This window comes from Acinetobacter sp. YH16053, assembly GCF_013417035.1.
Classification (GTDB): Bacteria; Pseudomonadota; Gammaproteobacteria; order Pseudomonadales; family Moraxellaceae; genus Acinetobacter; species Acinetobacter towneri.
Window position 1 is genome coordinate 58,689 of sequence record NZ_VPEP01000007.1, and the last position, 16,509, is coordinate 75,197.

General features: G+C 40.8%; 14 protein-coding genes and 1 tRNA gene. 9 read left to right on the plus strand and 6 right to left on the minus strand.

Features of this window, described 5'->3' with window-relative positions:
* Positions 1–43 precede the first annotated feature (43 nt).
* Entirely contained in the window at positions 44–1,414 is a 1,371-nt protein-coding gene (locus FTV43_RS07910) for a phosphomannomutase CpsG (RefSeq protein WP_179995277.1), read from the minus strand.
* Between the two features lie 213 nt (positions 1,415–1,627).
* On the opposite strand from FTV43_RS07910, the gene FTV43_RS07915 reads away from it, so the two are divergent.
* Together FTV43_RS07915 and FTV43_RS07920 are read left to right on the plus strand one after the other, a co-directional pair.
* Positions 1,628–2,857, plus strand: a complete 1,230-nt coding sequence (locus FTV43_RS07915; protein ID WP_179995278.1) for a hypothetical protein — start codon at positions 1,628–1,630, stop codon at positions 2,855–2,857.
* Between the two features lie 166 nt (positions 2,858–3,023).
* Positions 3,024–6,371: a DEAD/DEAH box helicase gene (locus FTV43_RS07920; RefSeq protein WP_179995279.1), complete on the plus strand. Its 3,348-nt coding sequence runs from the start codon at positions 3,024–3,026 to the stop codon at positions 6,369–6,371.
* A gap of 17 nt (positions 6,372–6,388) precedes the next feature.
* Here FTV43_RS07920 and FTV43_RS07925 read toward each other — a convergent pair whose 3' ends face one another.
* The 3 genes from FTV43_RS07925 to FTV43_RS07935 all read right to left on the minus strand — a co-directional run bounded on the left by FTV43_RS07925 (position 6,389) and on the right by FTV43_RS07935 (position 8,417).
* A complete protein-coding gene (locus tag FTV43_RS07925) occupies positions 6,389–7,678 on the minus strand; it encodes a type II toxin-antitoxin system HipA family toxin (protein ID WP_004970273.1) in 1,290 nt (429 codons plus the stop codon).
* Positions 7,675–7,992, minus strand: a complete 318-nt coding sequence (locus FTV43_RS07930) for a helix-turn-helix domain-containing protein (protein WP_004883943.1) — start codon at positions 7,990–7,992, stop codon at positions 7,675–7,677. The genes FTV43_RS07925 and FTV43_RS07930 overlap by 4 nt, the downstream gene beginning before the upstream one ends.
* 349 nt (positions 7,993–8,341) lie before the next feature.
* Positions 8,342–8,417, minus strand: a tRNA-Gly gene (locus FTV43_RS07935).
* Positions 8,418–8,650: 233 nt separating this feature from the next.
* On the opposite strand from FTV43_RS07935, the gene FTV43_RS07940 reads away from it, so the two are divergent.
* The 5 genes from FTV43_RS07940 to FTV43_RS07960 all read left to right on the plus strand — a co-directional run bounded on the left by FTV43_RS07940 (position 8,651) and on the right by FTV43_RS07960 (position 11,635).
* Positions 8,651–8,962 carry a BolA family transcriptional regulator gene (locus tag FTV43_RS07940; protein ID WP_096902208.1) on the plus strand — a complete coding sequence of 104 codons (312 nt, stop codon included), beginning with the start codon at positions 8,651–8,653 and terminating at the stop codon, positions 8,960–8,962.
* A gap of 13 nt (positions 8,963–8,975) precedes the next feature.
* Positions 8,976–9,368 carry a SirB2 family protein gene (locus FTV43_RS07945; protein ID WP_131261283.1) on the plus strand — a complete coding sequence of 131 codons (393 nt, stop codon included), beginning with the start codon at positions 8,976–8,978 and terminating at the stop codon, positions 9,366–9,368.
* Between the two features lie 189 nt (positions 9,369–9,557).
* A complete protein-coding gene (locus FTV43_RS07950) occupies positions 9,558–10,394 on the plus strand; it encodes a ParA family protein (protein ID WP_070155018.1) in 837 nt (278 codons plus the stop codon).
* Positions 10,395–10,407: 13 nt separating this feature from the next.
* Entirely contained in the window at positions 10,408–10,803 is a 396-nt protein-coding gene (locus FTV43_RS07955) for a hypothetical protein (protein ID WP_179995280.1), read from the plus strand.
* A gap of 241 nt (positions 10,804–11,044) precedes the next feature.
* The gene (locus FTV43_RS07960; RefSeq protein ID WP_004970239.1) at positions 11,045–11,635 is read left to right on the plus strand and encodes a LysE family translocator; all 591 of its coding nucleotides are present in this window, start codon (positions 11,045–11,047) and stop codon (positions 11,633–11,635) included.
* A gap of 98 nt (positions 11,636–11,733) precedes the next feature.
* Here FTV43_RS07960 and FTV43_RS07965 read toward each other — a convergent pair whose 3' ends face one another.
* Positions 11,734–12,369, minus strand: coding sequence for a DedA family protein (locus FTV43_RS07965; protein WP_096902210.1), 636 nt, complete (start codon positions 12,367–12,369; stop codon positions 11,734–11,736).
* A 231-nt stretch (positions 12,370–12,600) separates the two neighbouring features.
* Between FTV43_RS07965 and FTV43_RS07970 the strand changes: the two genes are divergently transcribed.
* Together FTV43_RS07970 and guaA are read left to right on the plus strand one after the other, a co-directional pair.
* Complete coding sequence (locus FTV43_RS07970) at positions 12,601–13,023, plus strand: DoxX family protein (RefSeq protein ID WP_004970234.1); 423 nt, start codon at positions 12,601–12,603, stop codon at positions 13,021–13,023.
* Positions 13,024–13,247: 224 nt separating this feature from the next.
* Complete coding sequence (gene guaA, locus FTV43_RS07975; RefSeq protein WP_168525963.1) at positions 13,248–14,816, plus strand: glutamine-hydrolyzing GMP synthase; 1,569 nt, start codon at positions 13,248–13,250, stop codon at positions 14,814–14,816.
* Positions 14,817–15,064: 248 nt separating this feature from the next.
* Here the strand turns inward: guaA and FTV43_RS07980 are convergent, their stop codons facing one another.
* Positions 15,065–16,357: a GGDEF domain-containing protein gene (locus FTV43_RS07980; protein WP_179995281.1), complete on the minus strand. Its 1,293-nt coding sequence runs from the start codon at positions 16,355–16,357 to the stop codon at positions 15,065–15,067.
* Between the last annotated feature and the right edge of the window lie 152 nt (positions 16,358–16,509).

Here is a 16,509-nt window from a genome sequence, read left to right on the forward strand (position 1 = left end):
GTCAGTTTTGACTCCCATTTTTATATTGCTTTGATTTTTTAGATTAAGCTTGAATTAATTGCGTCAACTCATCCACATAGTCTTGCATCGGGCGTGGGTTTTGATCACGACGGCTTTCAATATTTAAGCGTAATAATGGCTCAGTATTTGAAGCACGCACATTAAAACGCCATGCCCCAAAGTCAAGACTCACGCCATCGGTTTGATCAATCGTTGGGTTTTGGCTGGCATAATGCTCAAAGATTTTTTGGATGGTGGCCTGAGTATCGGCTACTTTAAAGTTAAGTTCCCCTGAACACGGGAACTTTGCAATCATCTCTTCGACTAGACTGGATAGCGATTGTCCTGTTTCAGACAATACCGAAACTACCAATAACCATGGAATCATGCCGCTGTCACAATAGGCGAAATCACGGAAATAGTGGTGTGCACTCATTTCACCGCCGTAAACGGCATTGTGCTCACGCATTACATCTTTAATAAAGGCATGTCCAGATTTAGATTGAATCGCTTCACCCTGATATTGCGCGACCACATCAAAGGTATTCCAGACCAAACGCGGGTCATGTACGATTTTTTCGCCTGCTTGTTTGAGCAAAAACGCCTGTGCCAATAAGCCAACAATATAATAACCTTCAATAAATTGGCCTTTTTCATCGAATAAGAAACAGCGGTCAAAGTCACCATCCCACGCAATGCCCATGTCGGCTTGATGCTCTAATACGGTATTGCGGGTGCTATCACGGTTTTCCACTAAAATGGGGTTGGGGATACCATTGGGGAAGGTGCCATCGGCATCATTGTGAATTTTGACAAACTCAACAGGGATATTCAGAGCTTTGAATTTTTGCTCAATTGCATCGACCACATGCCCTGCAGCGCCGTTGCCTGCATTCATGACCAGTTTCATAGGACGAATTTTGCTAGGCTCGATATAAGTCATTAAATGGTCAATAAATTCAGGCAAAATATTGTAGCTTTGAGTGCTGCCTTTGTGCTCAACTGGGGTAAATTCGCCCGATTCTGCCAAAGCCTGAATGTCTTTTAAACCTGTATCGGCACTAATCGGACGTGCATTTTCACGTACCAGTTTCATGCCGTTGTAGTCCATGGGGTTATGGCTAGCAGTCACTTCAATGCCACCTTGCACGTCTAAATGGAAAGCTGCGAAATAGACTTCTTCTGTACCTGTCATGCCTAAATCTAGCACATTGACCCCTGCATCATTTAACCCACGAATGGTGGCTTGCTTTAAGCTTTCGCTGCTGAGACGGATATCGCAGCCAATTGCAACGGTTTTGGGTTGGTAAATTTGTCCGTAAGCACGACCAATTTTATAGGCAATCTCTTCATTGAGTTCTGTGCCCAATTTTCCGCGAATGTCATAGGCTTTAAAACAAGTGAGTTTGCTCATGTATTATCCTGAATATTTGGAAAAGTCGTATTGCTGCCTATGATAATCGAACTATGTGCAATGTGCTGTACAGAATAGAAGATCAATTGCTTGAAGATGTTTCAGGTCAAAGACTATGGATGAGAAAAGATGTGGTGATGGGCAAAGGTGTTTTTAATGAGTAAGAGGTTGGTTAAAATACGGCTCAGACTTATGTGTTCGATATGATTGAAGATGGAATTACAGAAAAGTACTTTAGAGCCAGAGCAGAAACTTTCTGCGCCACAGAAAAAATTTCAGAAATTATGCCAAAAAATTGAGCAGGAACAGCTACGTTTGAATGAATGGCAGACCGCACAAGCCGATATTCAGGCACGTGCCAGCCGTGAAATTTTACCGACTTATGCGCAATTGCGTGAAGTTATATTTCAGCAAATTCAACAATTGCTTCAGCAAAAACAACAAAAAGTGACGGCAGCCCAGCAAACTAAGCTGGATCAAAAAATTGAGCAACTCAGTTTACAACTTTTGGATTCGCAGCAGATGTCTACCGAACAAGTTCAGTTTTTAACAGAATTGCTGAATCATTATGGCTATGATTTTGAGCAGCCAGACTTAGATGGTCTAGATGAGATGTTTGAGGCTAAAACTGAGGCTGAGTCCGCAGAAGAAAACTTTGAGCAAGGTGGCTTTGAAGATGATGCTTCTGAACAAGAACGATTAGCACAGCTCAAGTTGGACAGTTTGAAACATTTCCTTTGTGAAGAATATGACCTAGATCTAGATTTTTTTGATTTTCAGCATGACCCATTAGATTTAGATGATTTTATAGAAAAATTTGAACAAAAAATACAAGATCAAGAGGAGTTAGATTTTTTAAGTCAGTTGAGTGGTGCTCAAAAAGCTTTTGCCGAACAGCAAATTGCCCGTGAAAAAGCCAAAGCAGCAAAAAAACAGCAACAGCGTGAAGAAGCAAAGAAACTGGCAAATCAGTCCATCAAAACGATTTACTTAAAAATTACAGCGTGGATTCACCCAGATCGTGAGCAAGATGAGCAGAAAAAACAAGAAAAAACCGCATTGATGCAGCAAGCCAATCAAGCTTATGAAGCCAATGATTTATTGACCTTGCTAAATTTGCAAATTCAGTTGGGTCAGCAGCACAATCTATCTTTCGCCAATCAACAATTAAAAGCGTATAACCTGCTTTTAGAAGAACAGTTAGAAACTTTGCAAATGCAAGTAGATGACATTATTTACTCTTTTAATTGGAGTCAGTTTTTATATTCTAACCGTAAAATTAAAGTGCAGGATTTGTATCGAAAATATGAGCAAGACTATCGACATGTTCAACAAAAATTAGCTCGAGCGCAAGAGATACTGGAAAAATATCAAGACCTTAAACAATTAAAGCAATTGATGCGCAGTCAATATGTGTGGGAAATGCATGCTGTGGTGATGTAGACATATTGAGGTTTGGCTTTGAATGTTTATGCAAAAAGTAGTCTTTATTTACAATATTCCTTTTGAGTGATTCCAAGTTATGCTCAGGTTGGGCCGTTCGGCTACTATTCTGAATTGACACCTTTGTCCGTTATAATTGTATAAACATTTTTAGTGTCTGGTAATTATGTCCTCATTGATCAATTTTCTATCTCGCTTTAGTACAGCAACTCTTCAGCGCAGTCTTAGCTATGCTAAACGCATTGATAGGGAAACGATTGAGTTCTTTGAGGAAAAAGACGGGGTTACGATGTATGCCCAAATTGAAGGGACAGATTATTACGATACTGCAATTACCTATAATCCCCAAAAAGACCGTTTAATCGATGACGACTGCACTTGTCCGGTTGGATATAACTGTAAACATGCTGCTGCTTTAGCGCGGTTATTCTTTCAGGAATATCGCCAGGAATTTCAGCAGCGTTATGCTGACTCTCAATCCCCGCAGGGAATCGCAAAACGCCTACGGGGGGATGATCAGGCACAGCGCTGGTTGAATGATTTTAAACGTTATTTACAACAGACTGAACCAGAGCAATCTGTCAAAACAAACAATTATTTAATTTACCTGTTAGATCAGTCTGTCAGCTTAAAGAAATTGACAGTTGATGTTCAGAAGGCCAGACGCAATAAAAACGGCTCAATTGCGGGGGAAAGTTATTATACCCAATATGAAAATATCACCAGAAAGCATCTGACTTTACCTGAACAAAAACGACAATTATTTAACCAGATTTATTATTATGCCAAAATAAACAGTGACGAACGTTTTTATCAAAGCAATCTTGATATCTCCGGAATTTTATTGGAGCATTTCAAATCTTTTATTCAAAGTGGCGATGTGTACTGGCAAAAAAAGAGCCATACTGCACTTCAATGGTCAGAACAAGGCTATCACATCGAACTGATCTGGCAACAAGGTGTAAACAAACAGACAGAGCATTTAAATATTGAATTGGTCAATGGTGATATTCGACTCGATTTAAAATCAAATCCACATATCCAAATTCTCGCTAGCCAGCCACCGTGTTATGTGGATATTCAACAGAACACGGTGGGCCAGTTATATGGTGAATATACGGCAAATCTTCTGTACCATTTTTTACAGATGCCTGATCTTCCATCTATGCTCTTGCCAGAGTTTGAGAAACTGACTCATCAATATTCAGACGTGAAAAATCTGCCTCAGCCCGAGTCTATTCAGCATATTGATGTCCTTGAGGGTAGTCCCCAGCCAATTTTACGCTTCGGTGTTTTAGATAAATTTGATTGGAAATGGGAAGAGTCTGTTTGTGCTGAAATTGAATTCTCCTATGCAGGCGGGCGAATTAAAGCAGGTACATCAGGTGACAGTTTCATTGGTGAGCAGCATGACAAAATGGTGCGACAGCTTCGGGACTTAGTTCAGGAACAACAGTCAATCCAGCGTTTACAGCTATTGGTCGAATCACTGAAGTGGGTGAAAGATCTTAGTTATGACCAGCAATTAAAACTGGATAAACAACGTCTCGATTCTATGGTTTTTGCTTTCTATGGAGACTGGATCAAACAGCTGATGCCCATCAATCAAATTGAGTTGATGGGCTGGCAGATAGAGCATCTGGAAAACAGCCCCTTTAACCTGCAATATGTTGAAAATTTAAATATTTCTATCACTGAATCTGAAGGCCAGCAGGACTGGTTCAATATCGGGGCGACGGTTCAAGACAGTGCAGGCAATTCTTATAATTTACTTGATGCGCTCGTAGCTTTGGTGCGAGTAAATCCTGATTTACTTGATCCGCGGACTTTTATTCATCTGCATGACAGTCAAATTTTCACCGTGAAAACTGCAGTTGATCAACCTGATTTGGCGCTATCCGCTAGGGATATTAAGCCGGTATTATTGCATCTGCAGAGCATTTTACAGCAAGAAGAGCGCAGTATTGATCGCTATGATGCGAGTCAATTATTAGAATTGCAGCATAATCTTGGGATGACATGGCAGGTCAGTGATCGCCTGCAGCAATTTGTACAGAAATTCAAACAAGGCTATCAGCAACAACTGCCGACACCACAAGGTTTTCAGGGGGAGTTGCGTCCATACCAGCAGCAGGGCTTAGGCTGGTTACAGTTTTTAAGGGAAACCCAGCATGGCGGGATTCTGGCAGATGATATGGGCTTGGGGAAAACAGCACAAACTTTAGCCCATTTACTCATGGAAAAGCAGGCTGGATATTTGCAGGATAGTCCCGCCTTAATTGTTGCACCCACATCGCTGATGCATAACTGGTTCAAAGAAGCGGAGAAATTTACCCCAGAGCTCAAGGTATTGCTGCTACAGGGGCCCGATCGCCATCAGTATTTTGAGCAGATTCCGCACTATGATATTGTGTTAACCACCTATCCGCTTCTGGCGAGAGATGAAGAGCAACTAAAGCAATATGAATATCATCAACTCATTTTGGATGAGGCGCAGAATATCAAAAATCCGCGCGCCAAAGCTGCACAGGTAGTACGGCAATTAACAGCGCGACATCGTCTATGTCTAACCGGTACACCTATGGAAAATCATTTGGGTGAGCTGTGGGCACTATTTTATTTCCTGATGCCAGGATTTTTATATTCACAAGAAATTTTTAATAAAAAGTACCGTCATCCGATTGAAAAGCGCGGTGATGAGCAGTTAAGACAAAAGTTGGTCAACCGGATTAAGCCCTTCATTTTACGTCGCTTGAAAATTGACGTAGCCAAAGAGTTGCCAGAAAAAACCACGATTGAAGTCAATATTGATATGAATGACCAGCAATCCAAGTTATATGAGGCTGTTCGTGCCACGATGCAGGCAAGCATTCAGAAAATTGTGGCAGAAAAAGGCTTTAAACGTAGTCAAATTCAAATTTTAGATGCCTTACTGAAGCTACGTCAGGTGTGCTGCCATCCTAGCTTACTAAAGCTGGATTCAGTGAAAATTGGGCAGGCGCATTCTGCCAAACTTGAACAGTTGATGGATATGGTCGTTCCAATGGTGGAAGAGGGACGAAAAATTCTTATCTTCTCTCAGTTTACCTCAATGTTGGAACTGATTGAACAAAAGTTCCATCACGCAGAAATTGGCTATGTGAAGCTGACTGGAAAGACCAAAAAGCGAGATGAAGTCATTACAGCGTTTCAGTCTGGACAAGTGCCGGTATTTTTAATCAGTCTGAAAGCAGGAGGGGTCGGTTTGAATCTAACTGCCGCAGATACGGTCATTCACTATGATCCATGGTGGAACCCTGCTGCTGAAGATCAAGCTTCAGATCGTGCATGGCGGATTGGACAGGACAAGCCGGTATTTGTCTATAAGCTGATTACTAATAAAAGCATAGAAGAAAAAATTCTTGCCTTACAGCAAAATAAAGCAGAACTGGCACACTCTATTCTAAGTACAGATCATGAAGGCGAAGCGAAACTGACGGAAAATGACGTGATGAACTTGTTTGAGAAATTTTAGTTTGGTTTCAGATTACCCTAATCATCTGTAAGTATCTGAAAGTCCGGATGCAATTTTTTCCAATGTTCTCTTAATTTTTCTTTATGAACAGAAATCATAGGTAAGTCTAGTAATAGCACTGGCCATACCGACCGTGCTTTGTCCATGATCGCGTGAAGTTGTTTTTCAATAACACGCCATGGAACACCGACTTTTTCAGCCCATTGTTCAAAGTGTTTCATCTCAGCTAAATACCAATCTTTATTTTTGGCAAGATTTAAGGCGAAATGACGCTCATTTTCAATATATACACTTGTCATCAATATATCGTATGCAGGGGATAATCTTGGCGTTGTTTTATCGTGATAAATCATACTCCAGTTCTTTAAGTGTGCATCTCCATTGGCGAGTAAAATATTGACGAGTAAACGGCTGGCAAATTGCTGAATATCAAAAATTTTGTTATCTGAATAGTGATAAATGATCTTACCGATCTGCTCATAATTTGTGGTGCTGTATTTCTGGTGTGGATATGAACCAAAGATCTGAGCAAAATCTTCAATATGAATAAGCTCTGTAGTATTAGCAGTACTCTGCCTATCGAATCTCTTAATTGCAAAAGCATATTGCTCTTGGGGTAGATTTAATGGTGGAAGGTCTTGTAAGAGTGCCATATCTACCAAACGAATCTCTGGGATATCTATTCCGACCATTTTGGCAAGGATCATCATAGAGTATTCATTCAGCGGAACAAAAGCATGTCTGGTAGAAGGAGTTTTGACAATCCAATCACCGAGTAGGCTGGATTCCGTTGCCTGTGCTAATGTAAAACGCCCATCTTTGGCTTTCATGGAAAACTTCATTTGGACGCCAGCCAAGGAAAACTTATTATTTGTCCGAATCTCTTGTTTTAATATCTGATCTGGATTCGAGATCTGAAGCTTAAATTTTATTCCATCTGGGATTTCTTCTGGATCTACTGGGGTTGCAATCAGTGCCCCAGGTAAGTCATGACCTAAAGCTGCCAATAACTGAAATTCATTGTCTATATGTATTTTGAGGCTTTGTGCTATGAGTTCGCGTAATGCACCTTCTGGTAGCAGATTTGATAGCAAGGGGTGTAAGCGCTGATGTGTAACATAGGTCTTTTCTAAAATCTTATCCGCTTGAGGATATAAAGGGGAAGTAAGCAAGCTCAAGGTCGGACGTTGCTGATCCAAGTGAAAAGAATCTGTGAAAACCAGAATATTTTTTCCGCTCTGAAATCCTGCCAAGTATCCAACGACAACGTGATGTAATGTTAATTTCAGGACTGCAACAGTATTCATGGTTCCTCTCCTCCGAGAAGACCTTTCCATGGGTTAGACATTAAGTCATCTTGATCTTCAATAGTGACTTTAATTTCATCATTCAATAATTGTCTAATCAAATGAACCTTATCATCTGGGATGAGCATCAGTTGAGCATTTAGTCCTGCCGCAATAATTTCTAAGGTATCTAATCGAGGATTGCCTTGACTTTCCAGTTTTTGGTACTGCTGTCTTGAAATGCCTGTACGTGATTGCATATCAACTTGCTTTAAACCCAATAGGGTTCGTCTTTTTTTGACTTGCTGTAGTAAAGACTTATTTAGTGTAGACATATTTATTGCTTTTTGGTGGTGTAAGAATCATATTAGTTGCTTTTTTATTAAGAAGCAATGACAGAAATTATTAACAGGCTGCGCGGCATCAATATTTAGGATCTAGGCAAGCTGATCTTGTTTAACATAAGCCACTTAGTAGTAGCTAATACTATCTTTTGTTTTGGAGTTTTTTTTATTTTGTATGATTGATACTCTGGAGCATCATCTACACGGTTTTTTGTTCACAGTTTTGAAAGAGCACTTTTGTAAACTTACTTTTTTAAGTATAAAAATTTCTTATGAAGTAAAATATTGAATAAAACAACAATAAAAAAGCCCCAGTCATTCGACTGGGGCTTTTAGAATCTGGAGCGGGAAACGAGACTCGAACTCGCGACCCCAACCTTGGCAAGGTTGTGCTCTACCAACTGAGCTATTCCCGCATGCGGTGTATAATACATGATGCAAAAATAGGGTCAATCATTTTTTGCATATCGTTGTACTGACTGAATAAATAAACAACATTTTTAGAAAAAACAGCAGTCATCAGCCTAAATTTCATAACGAAAAGTGGTGCGAATCGTAAATCGAAGAATCCTCACGGCAAGATGCTGCGAATCACACAGAACACGTTATACTTCAGAGAGCTTTTAAAACCATTCGGGGAAATACAAGCATGAGCTTAGAACAACAGTTGCTACAACGCTTAGCCGTTTTCAATCCAAGCCATTTAGAGGTGGTGAACGAATCTGCAGGACATGGCGGCTATTTCCCGGGTAAAGAGTCGCATTTTAAAGTGGTGATGGTGAGTGAAGATTTTCAGGGGCTACGCGCCGTACAACGTCATCAAAAAATTTATGCTGCTGTGGGTGACTTACTCGCCCCAAGTAAAATTCATGCATTGGCAATTCATGCCTTTGTTGCATCTGAATGGCAGGGACAAGACACCAGCAGTCCAGAATGCGCCCACGCACCAAAAACATCGTAATGGAATGAAATAAATGGAAAATTTAGGAATGCTGAATACCATTCACGTTGCTGCGGCGGCTTTATTATTATTGGTGCTGTTTGTACGTGCCATGACTTTGTTTAAGGGCACACAAAATAACTCGCCTAATCCTAAAGCGTGGACAGTCTTTGTGGCATTGCAACATTCAGCACTGACGTTGATTGTAGTGACAGGTGTCATTGCTTTGTTTTTAAAAGACTTTCAAGTCGAAACATGGTTTTATGCCAAAATTATTTTATTTTTGGTGATGCTGTCATCTTTAATCAAAGCGTATAAAAAAGATGACAGTATTTTGTTGATTCAACGCCGTGTTGGTTGGGGCTTAGCCTTAGTCGCATTTTTTGCCATTTTAGGTTTGGTGATGTTAAAGCCAAGCTTTGGCTAAGTCAGCAGATCTTATTGTGGATGTTGCTCGTGGGTGTGAACTCACGAGCATTGAATGTATGTAAATATCGGCAAAAGATTGGCTGCATATTTGAGCACTGGCGAATTGTTAGACATAATTTGGCAAGAATATTGAAAGCTCAGTTAAACTGAAGTGATGTCATAACAAAAATTGAAAAGAGGGGCGGCAATGCGCACACGTGTGGTGTTTAATCAGAAAGGTGGTGTTGGAAAATCCAGTATTACCGTCAATTTGGCTGCAATCAGTGCGCATCAGGGTTTAAAAACATTGGTGATTGACCTTGACCCGCAAGCCAACTCCAGCCAATATTTATTGGGTGATGATGCTACTTATTCTGCCGACAAGCCTGCGCTTGAGCCCAACATCGAAAATTATTTTGAAGAAGTGTTGGGTGCAAACCAATCCAAAGGTTTACTGGGCAATGCTTTGGGCTCAATTTTAAAAAACCGCAGCAAAGGTTTAGAAGCTTATGTGCATCAATCGCCATTTAAAAATTTGGATGTGATCCCTGCGAGTCCGCAATTGGGCGGTTTGGCACACGCACTTGAATCGAAACATAAAATTTACAAACTGCGCGATGCCTTGCAACAATTGTCCGATCAATATGACCGCGTGTTTATTGATACCCCGCCTGCATTTAACTTCTTTACCTTGTCGGCATTAATTGCTGCAGATCGGGTGCTCATTCCATTTGACTGCGATGTCTTTTCTAAACGTGCTTTGCAAAGTTTGATTGAAAATGTGTTGGAAACTCAGGATGACCACAATGCAAACTTGCAAATTGAAGGCATTGTGGTGAATCAATATCAAGCACAGGCCAAGTTACCGCGTGAAGTGGTGCAGCAACTTAAAGATGAAGGTTTGCCTGTTTTGAATAGCATGTTGCCGCCTTCGGTGTTGATGAAAGAATCACATCATAAAAATTTGCCATTAATTCATTTGGCAACAGATCATAAATTGACGCAAGCTTATCAATCGTTGTTCAATGAAATTGAGCAAGCGTGATACAGAGGTAGACATGAAAACATTTGCAATTGGTCTTGTCGCGGCAAGTAGTTTATTGCTGGGGGCTTGTGCGACCACAGTGAAACCTAGCTATGTGTCGCCTACACATTATCAGGCTTTGAATTGCCAACAATTACAAAGCGAATATAACCGTATTCAGCAATATATTGAAAGCGGTGTTGAAGCACCGAAACGTACAGGTGTTGGTATGGGTATCGGTTTAGGCGGTGGTTGGGGCAGCCGTGGCGGTTGGGGCGTTGCACCGAGTGTTTCTGTCAATATGGGACAGTCATCCAATACCAAAAGAACAGAATTGGCACGTCTTTTAGGTGAGCAAGAAGCCATTGTGCAAGCAGCAAAATTTAAAGCTTGCCCGATTATTGTTAAGCCCAAACCTGTAACATCTTAAATTTTAGGATTTGCGAATATTTCGTCCGTGGTGCTGCCATTTGTGCAGCACCATTGCTTAAAAAATGTAGCAAGATAATTCAAGGTTGATCTCAATCTAATATTTTAAAAACAAAAACTTAATTTTATTTTCTGTTCTATTTATACCCTTGGGTCAGTCCTGCCAGATAGAAAAACTTGTCATTTTCAATGGCTTTCATATAAGGTGTGCTCCTATTTTTGATTTGCATGCTCTGGTGTTTATGATTGAAAGTTGGCTCTTTGTCCTAGCAATGATTGCGGTCTTGATGATTCCTGGCCCGACCAATGCGCTATTGGCAAGCTCAGCCCACCAACAAGGCATTGCCAAAACCAGTCTGCTGATTCCCGCAGAGTTTTTTGGTTATATGTATGCCATTAGTCTGTGGGCGTTATTCATTCATTTGAGTGCGCCAATTTGGCCTTATTTGATTGATATACTGCATGTTTTAAGCGCAGGCTATGTGTTTTGGATGGCTTTTCATTTATGGAAGCAGTCACATTTAGAGCAACATTGTCAAAAACACTCTGCCATTCGCCCTGCACAATTATTTTTTTCGACTTTTAAAAACCCAAAAGCCTTGTTATTTGCTGCAGGTATTTTTCCTACAGAAACGTGGGATAACCCGACCAACTTTGCTATGGTCTATGTCTTATTTGGTCTGATTTTATTGCCAACAGCATTATTTTGGATGTCTTTTGGGCGAGCAGTTTTGGCGCGAGAAACCAATAAAGTGACGGCAGATTTGTTATATAAAGGCTCGGCTTTGCTGTTGGTGGTGTGTATGCTGCCAGTGGTAGCACGTTTTTTCTAAAGATTTAGAGATTTTTGGTGAGTTGAGCACTCATCTCACCTATTTTGAATGGATAAGGGCAGCACTGTTCAACAGGCATGCCCAAAGAATTTCACAACTTAAGCAGTTTTTTTCTTGAGTTTTTGGCGAATAAAACCAATCACCCCAGGCAAGACACTTAAAATAATAATGCCGAAAATTAAATGGGTGAAATTGTCTTTCACAATTGGCATATTGCCAAACAAATAACCGAGTGTAATAAACGACGCGATCCAGCAAAAAGCGCCAATTACGTTATAGGTTAGGAAGTATTTATAATTCATGCTGCCTGCACCCGCCACAAAGGGCGCAAAGGTACGCGCAAAAGGCACAAAACGCGCAAAAATAATGGTTTTTCCGCCGTGTCGCTCAAAAAACTTCTGGGTTTCGATCAAATGTTTTTTATTGATAAAACGTGATTCCAGTTCAAAAACCCGTGGACCAATATATTTACCAATATGGTAATTCAGGGTGTCACCAAGTACCGCAGCAGTAAACAATAAAATACCCAAAATCCACGGATCCATTACCCCTGTCGATGCAGCCAGTGCGCCTGCTGCAAACAGCAAACTATCGCCAGGTAAAAACGGCATGACCACCAAGCCTGTTTCTACAAAAATAATCAGGAATAAAATAGCGTAAATCCATACCCCATATTGGGTGATGAATTCGAGCAAATGTTCATCGACGTGTAATATAAAATCAATCAGTTCCATGGGAAAAAACAAGCGAAAGTGTGCTCAAATCCTAGCAGTCCACAGGCGGAAAGTCAGTATGAAAAGGTAAATAATTTTCACAGTGATTTTAGGGATGCTAGACCAGCCACATCGGTTCTTTTTCGTTGCATAGATGCAACAACATGTCTTTTAAATGCGTATTTATCCTGAATTTTGAAAAAACTAAGATGTATTTGTCTTCAAGAATGAATCAAAAATATAGGTGATCTGATGTTTAATCCAAATGTTGTGTTAAAAAGTGTGGTCGAAAAAGCAAGTGTGCAAGCCATTGTAAGTTTATTTGCACGTGCTTTTTTAGCGTATTTATTTATTGTATCTGGTTGGGGAAAAATTGCAGGCTATGATGCAACAGTGGGCTATATGCAAGCTATGGGTGTTTCAGGTTCATTGCTACCTTTGGTGATTTTGCTAGAACTTGGTGGTGGTTTGGCAATTCTATTCGGTTTACAAGCACGTGTCGTGGGTTTGGGTTTAGGTGTTTTTAGTCTTTTAACTGCATTTTTATTCCATGCTGCACCAGAAGATGCGCTGAATTTTATGAAAAATATTGGTTTGGCTGGCGGTTTCTTCTACATCATGCTTTACGGTGCAGGCAAAATAAGTCTAGACCATCTTTTGGAAGCAAAAAAGTAAGTCATTGATTTCCACATCAGCTCAACAATTTAAGCAATCTTCAAGAAGGTTGCTTTTTTTATGCCATAGAAAATGCATAGTCTTTTAAAACTTAGAGTATGTGGTCACTGCAATATCACGAAGAAAAATAGCCATTTTTAGGATTGTCTGAATAGTGTGCGCAAGGCGTGGAAAAATGCTAGAATAGCGCGCTTAATTCGTTTGCCTTTCTATAGTTGTTTGTCATGACTACCAATACTCAAATTACTGAAGATCGTATCCTGATTCTGGATTTCGGTTCGCAATATAGCCAGCTGATCGCACGTCGTGTTCGTGAAGCGGGCGTATATTCTGAAATGTATGCCTACGATATGTCGGAAGAAGACATTCGTGCATTTAATCCAAACGGTATTATCTTATCGGGTGGACCTGAAAGTGTTCACCAAGAGGGTAGTCCACGCGCACCTGAAATTGTATTTAACTTAGGCGTACCTGTATTGGGTATCTGCTATGGTCTACAAACCATGTCAGAACAACTGGGCGGTAAGGTTGAAGCAGGCTCAGTGCATGAATTCGGTTATGCCGAAGTCGATATTTTGGTACGTGACAAACTGATTGGTAACTTGCAAGACCGTGAAAACCAATTGCACGTTTGGATGAGCCATGGCGATAAAGTGGCACGCATTCCAGAAGGCTTCCAAATTACGGCAAGCACACCAAGCTGCCCTGTGGCGATGATTTCTGATGAAACACGCCGTTTCTATGGTATTCAATTCCACCCAGAAGTAACGCACACGGCTAAAGGTGCAGAACTACTGTCTAACTTCGTGCATCAAATTTGTGGATGTCGTGGTTTGTGGACACCAGAACACATTATCGACTTGCGTGTAGAACAATTACGTCAGCAAATTGGCAATGAGAAAGTATTACTTGGCTTGTCTGGTGGTGTCGATTCATCTGTGGTTGCTGCGTTATTGCACCGTGCCATTGGCGATCAATTAACGTGTGTATTTGTAGACAACGGTTTGTTGCGCTTGAACGAAGGCGATCAAGTGATGCAAATGTTTGCAGAAAACATGGGGATTCGCGTAATTCGTGCTGATGCTGAACAGCGTTTCTTGGGCGCATTGGCTGGTGAAGTTGATCCAGAGAAAAAACGTAAAATCATTGGTCGTGAATTTATTGAAGTTTTTGCAGAAGAAGCACGTAAGCTGGATGGCGTGAAATTCTTGGCACAAGGTACGATTTACCCAGACGTGATTGAATCTGCAGCCAGTAAACAAGGCAAAGCGCATGTGATTAAATCACACCACAACGTGGGCGGTTTACCAGAAGATTTAGCTTTTGAATTGGTTGAACCATTACGTGACTTGTTTAAAGATGAAGTTCGTAAACTTGGCACCACTTTAGGTTTACCGCACAGCATGATTTACCGCCATCCATTCCCAGGTCCAGGTTTGGGCGTGCGTATTTTGGGTGAAGTGAAAAAAGAATATGCAGACATTTTGCGTCTAGCTGATGATATTTTCATGCAGGAATTACGTGCAAGTGGTTGGTATGACAAAACAGCTCAAGCATTTGCAGTATTCCAACCTGTAAAATCTGTTGGTGTCGTAGGTGATGGCCGTCGTTATGCATGGGTAATCGCACTACGTGCCGTAGAAACCGTGGACTTTATGACCGCACGTTTCGCACACTTGCCGTATGACTTGGTGGATCGTATTTCAACACGCATTATGAATGAAATTGCAGAGGTTTCACGTGTGGTTTATGACGTATCATCTAAACCACCTGCAACCATTGAATGGGAGTAATTCAGGGATTTCACGAAGCACTGCTGCTTGCCAGTTTTACGACATGAGCCCATTTTAAAGCACGGCTTTTAAAATGGGTGCAAGATGCGCGCGGCAGTGAGGGATTTCGGACAGCACTGCTTCGTTCCTAAATTACGACATGAGCCCATTTTAAAGCACAGCTTTAAGATAGGCGCAAGATGTTTGCGGCAACTAGTTTTTCTCTTGTACATAAAAAAGAGCACTCCATGTGCTCTTTTTTATGCATGCTAAACAATCCAAGATTTAATTTCTTTTTTTACCGCAGATTTAGGGGGCTCAGGCATCCCCACATCAAAGCTGATGACACAATTTCGTCCACGTTGTTTGGCTTGGTATAAGGCTAAATCGGCTTCTTTAATTAGGGTCTGCAAGTCGGTTTGTTGTGGTTTTAAACTCGACACGCCAATGGAGACCGTAAAATTAAAACATTTTTTATCAATGCACATTTCATGCTGAGCAATTTTTTGTCTTAAGCGCTCCGAAATCATCAGTGCTTCATCTAAGCTGGTTTCACTAAGCAGTGCAATAAACTCTTCACCGCCAAAGCGTGCCAAAATATCCTTGCGGCGCATTTCTTTACGGGCAATGTCTGCAATATTTTGTAAGACTCGATCTCCAATATCGTGCCCATAGGTATCGTTAATTTGTTTAAAAAAGTCGACATCAAACATCAACAAGCAGACCGATTCAGATTTAGGCCATGCATGAATTTTGTGTTCTGCCATGTGTACAAACTGACGTCGGTTATTGAGTTGGGTCAGTTCATCGGTATGAGCCAAGGCTTGCAAGGTATGAAAATTCCAGTCATCTAGCAAACTGCGTAAAAAGTGATGGCGGGCATTTAGGGTGTTGATCCAGCTGATATATAAACTCAACAAACATACAGGGATATACACCACCATAAAAACTAAGGCATCCTGCAAGTTGGTGAGGGAAATCACCCCAAAAAACATGAGTACGCTCATGACCAATGAATTGTAGACCGCAGGGCGGAAACGCACTTGAATACATAGGTTCGCCATGAGCACAAAAATGACCGAGGCATACACATACGTGGAAATCCAAGGGCTTTGTGATTGCGACAGGATATAGAACCAAATACCGCAGCACAGTGTGGCGCTGACCGGTAAAATTAAATCTAGCAGGCGAATATCTTTGATCAATTTAAAGCAGAAATAATTGCCAATCAGCGCCAATACAACAGCACTGAGACGGAGTGTGGCCGAGAGTGTAGTGACATCTGGAATGATGAAATAATCGATAAAGAAATACAGCAGGAACGTCATTTGCCCAATGTAATTGACTTGGCGTAAATAACGACGCTGATGTAAATTCTGGTGTTGATAAAAATGTGTTTCAAATTGCGGCGGGAGTTGCGCAGCAGGGTGCTGCAATGCTTTTTCAATTGCTTGTCGGTTTTCAAGATCACACTCAGTTGTTTTTAAAAGTTTTTCTGAGGCTTCCTGATTGCTTAAAATCTTCGAACGGGTCTGTTCCCCCATTCGAGCTTTTACAGACATAGCGATATTTACTCAAATTGACAACTTATAGTGAGGATTATGCGCAAAATGCAGAAAAAATAACCTCCCTAAATTTGGGTATTTTCTCTATTTTTTTTAAATTTTGGTCAAAATTATGCCATATATTTTAAGGTGTAGTTCAAGTTTGAACC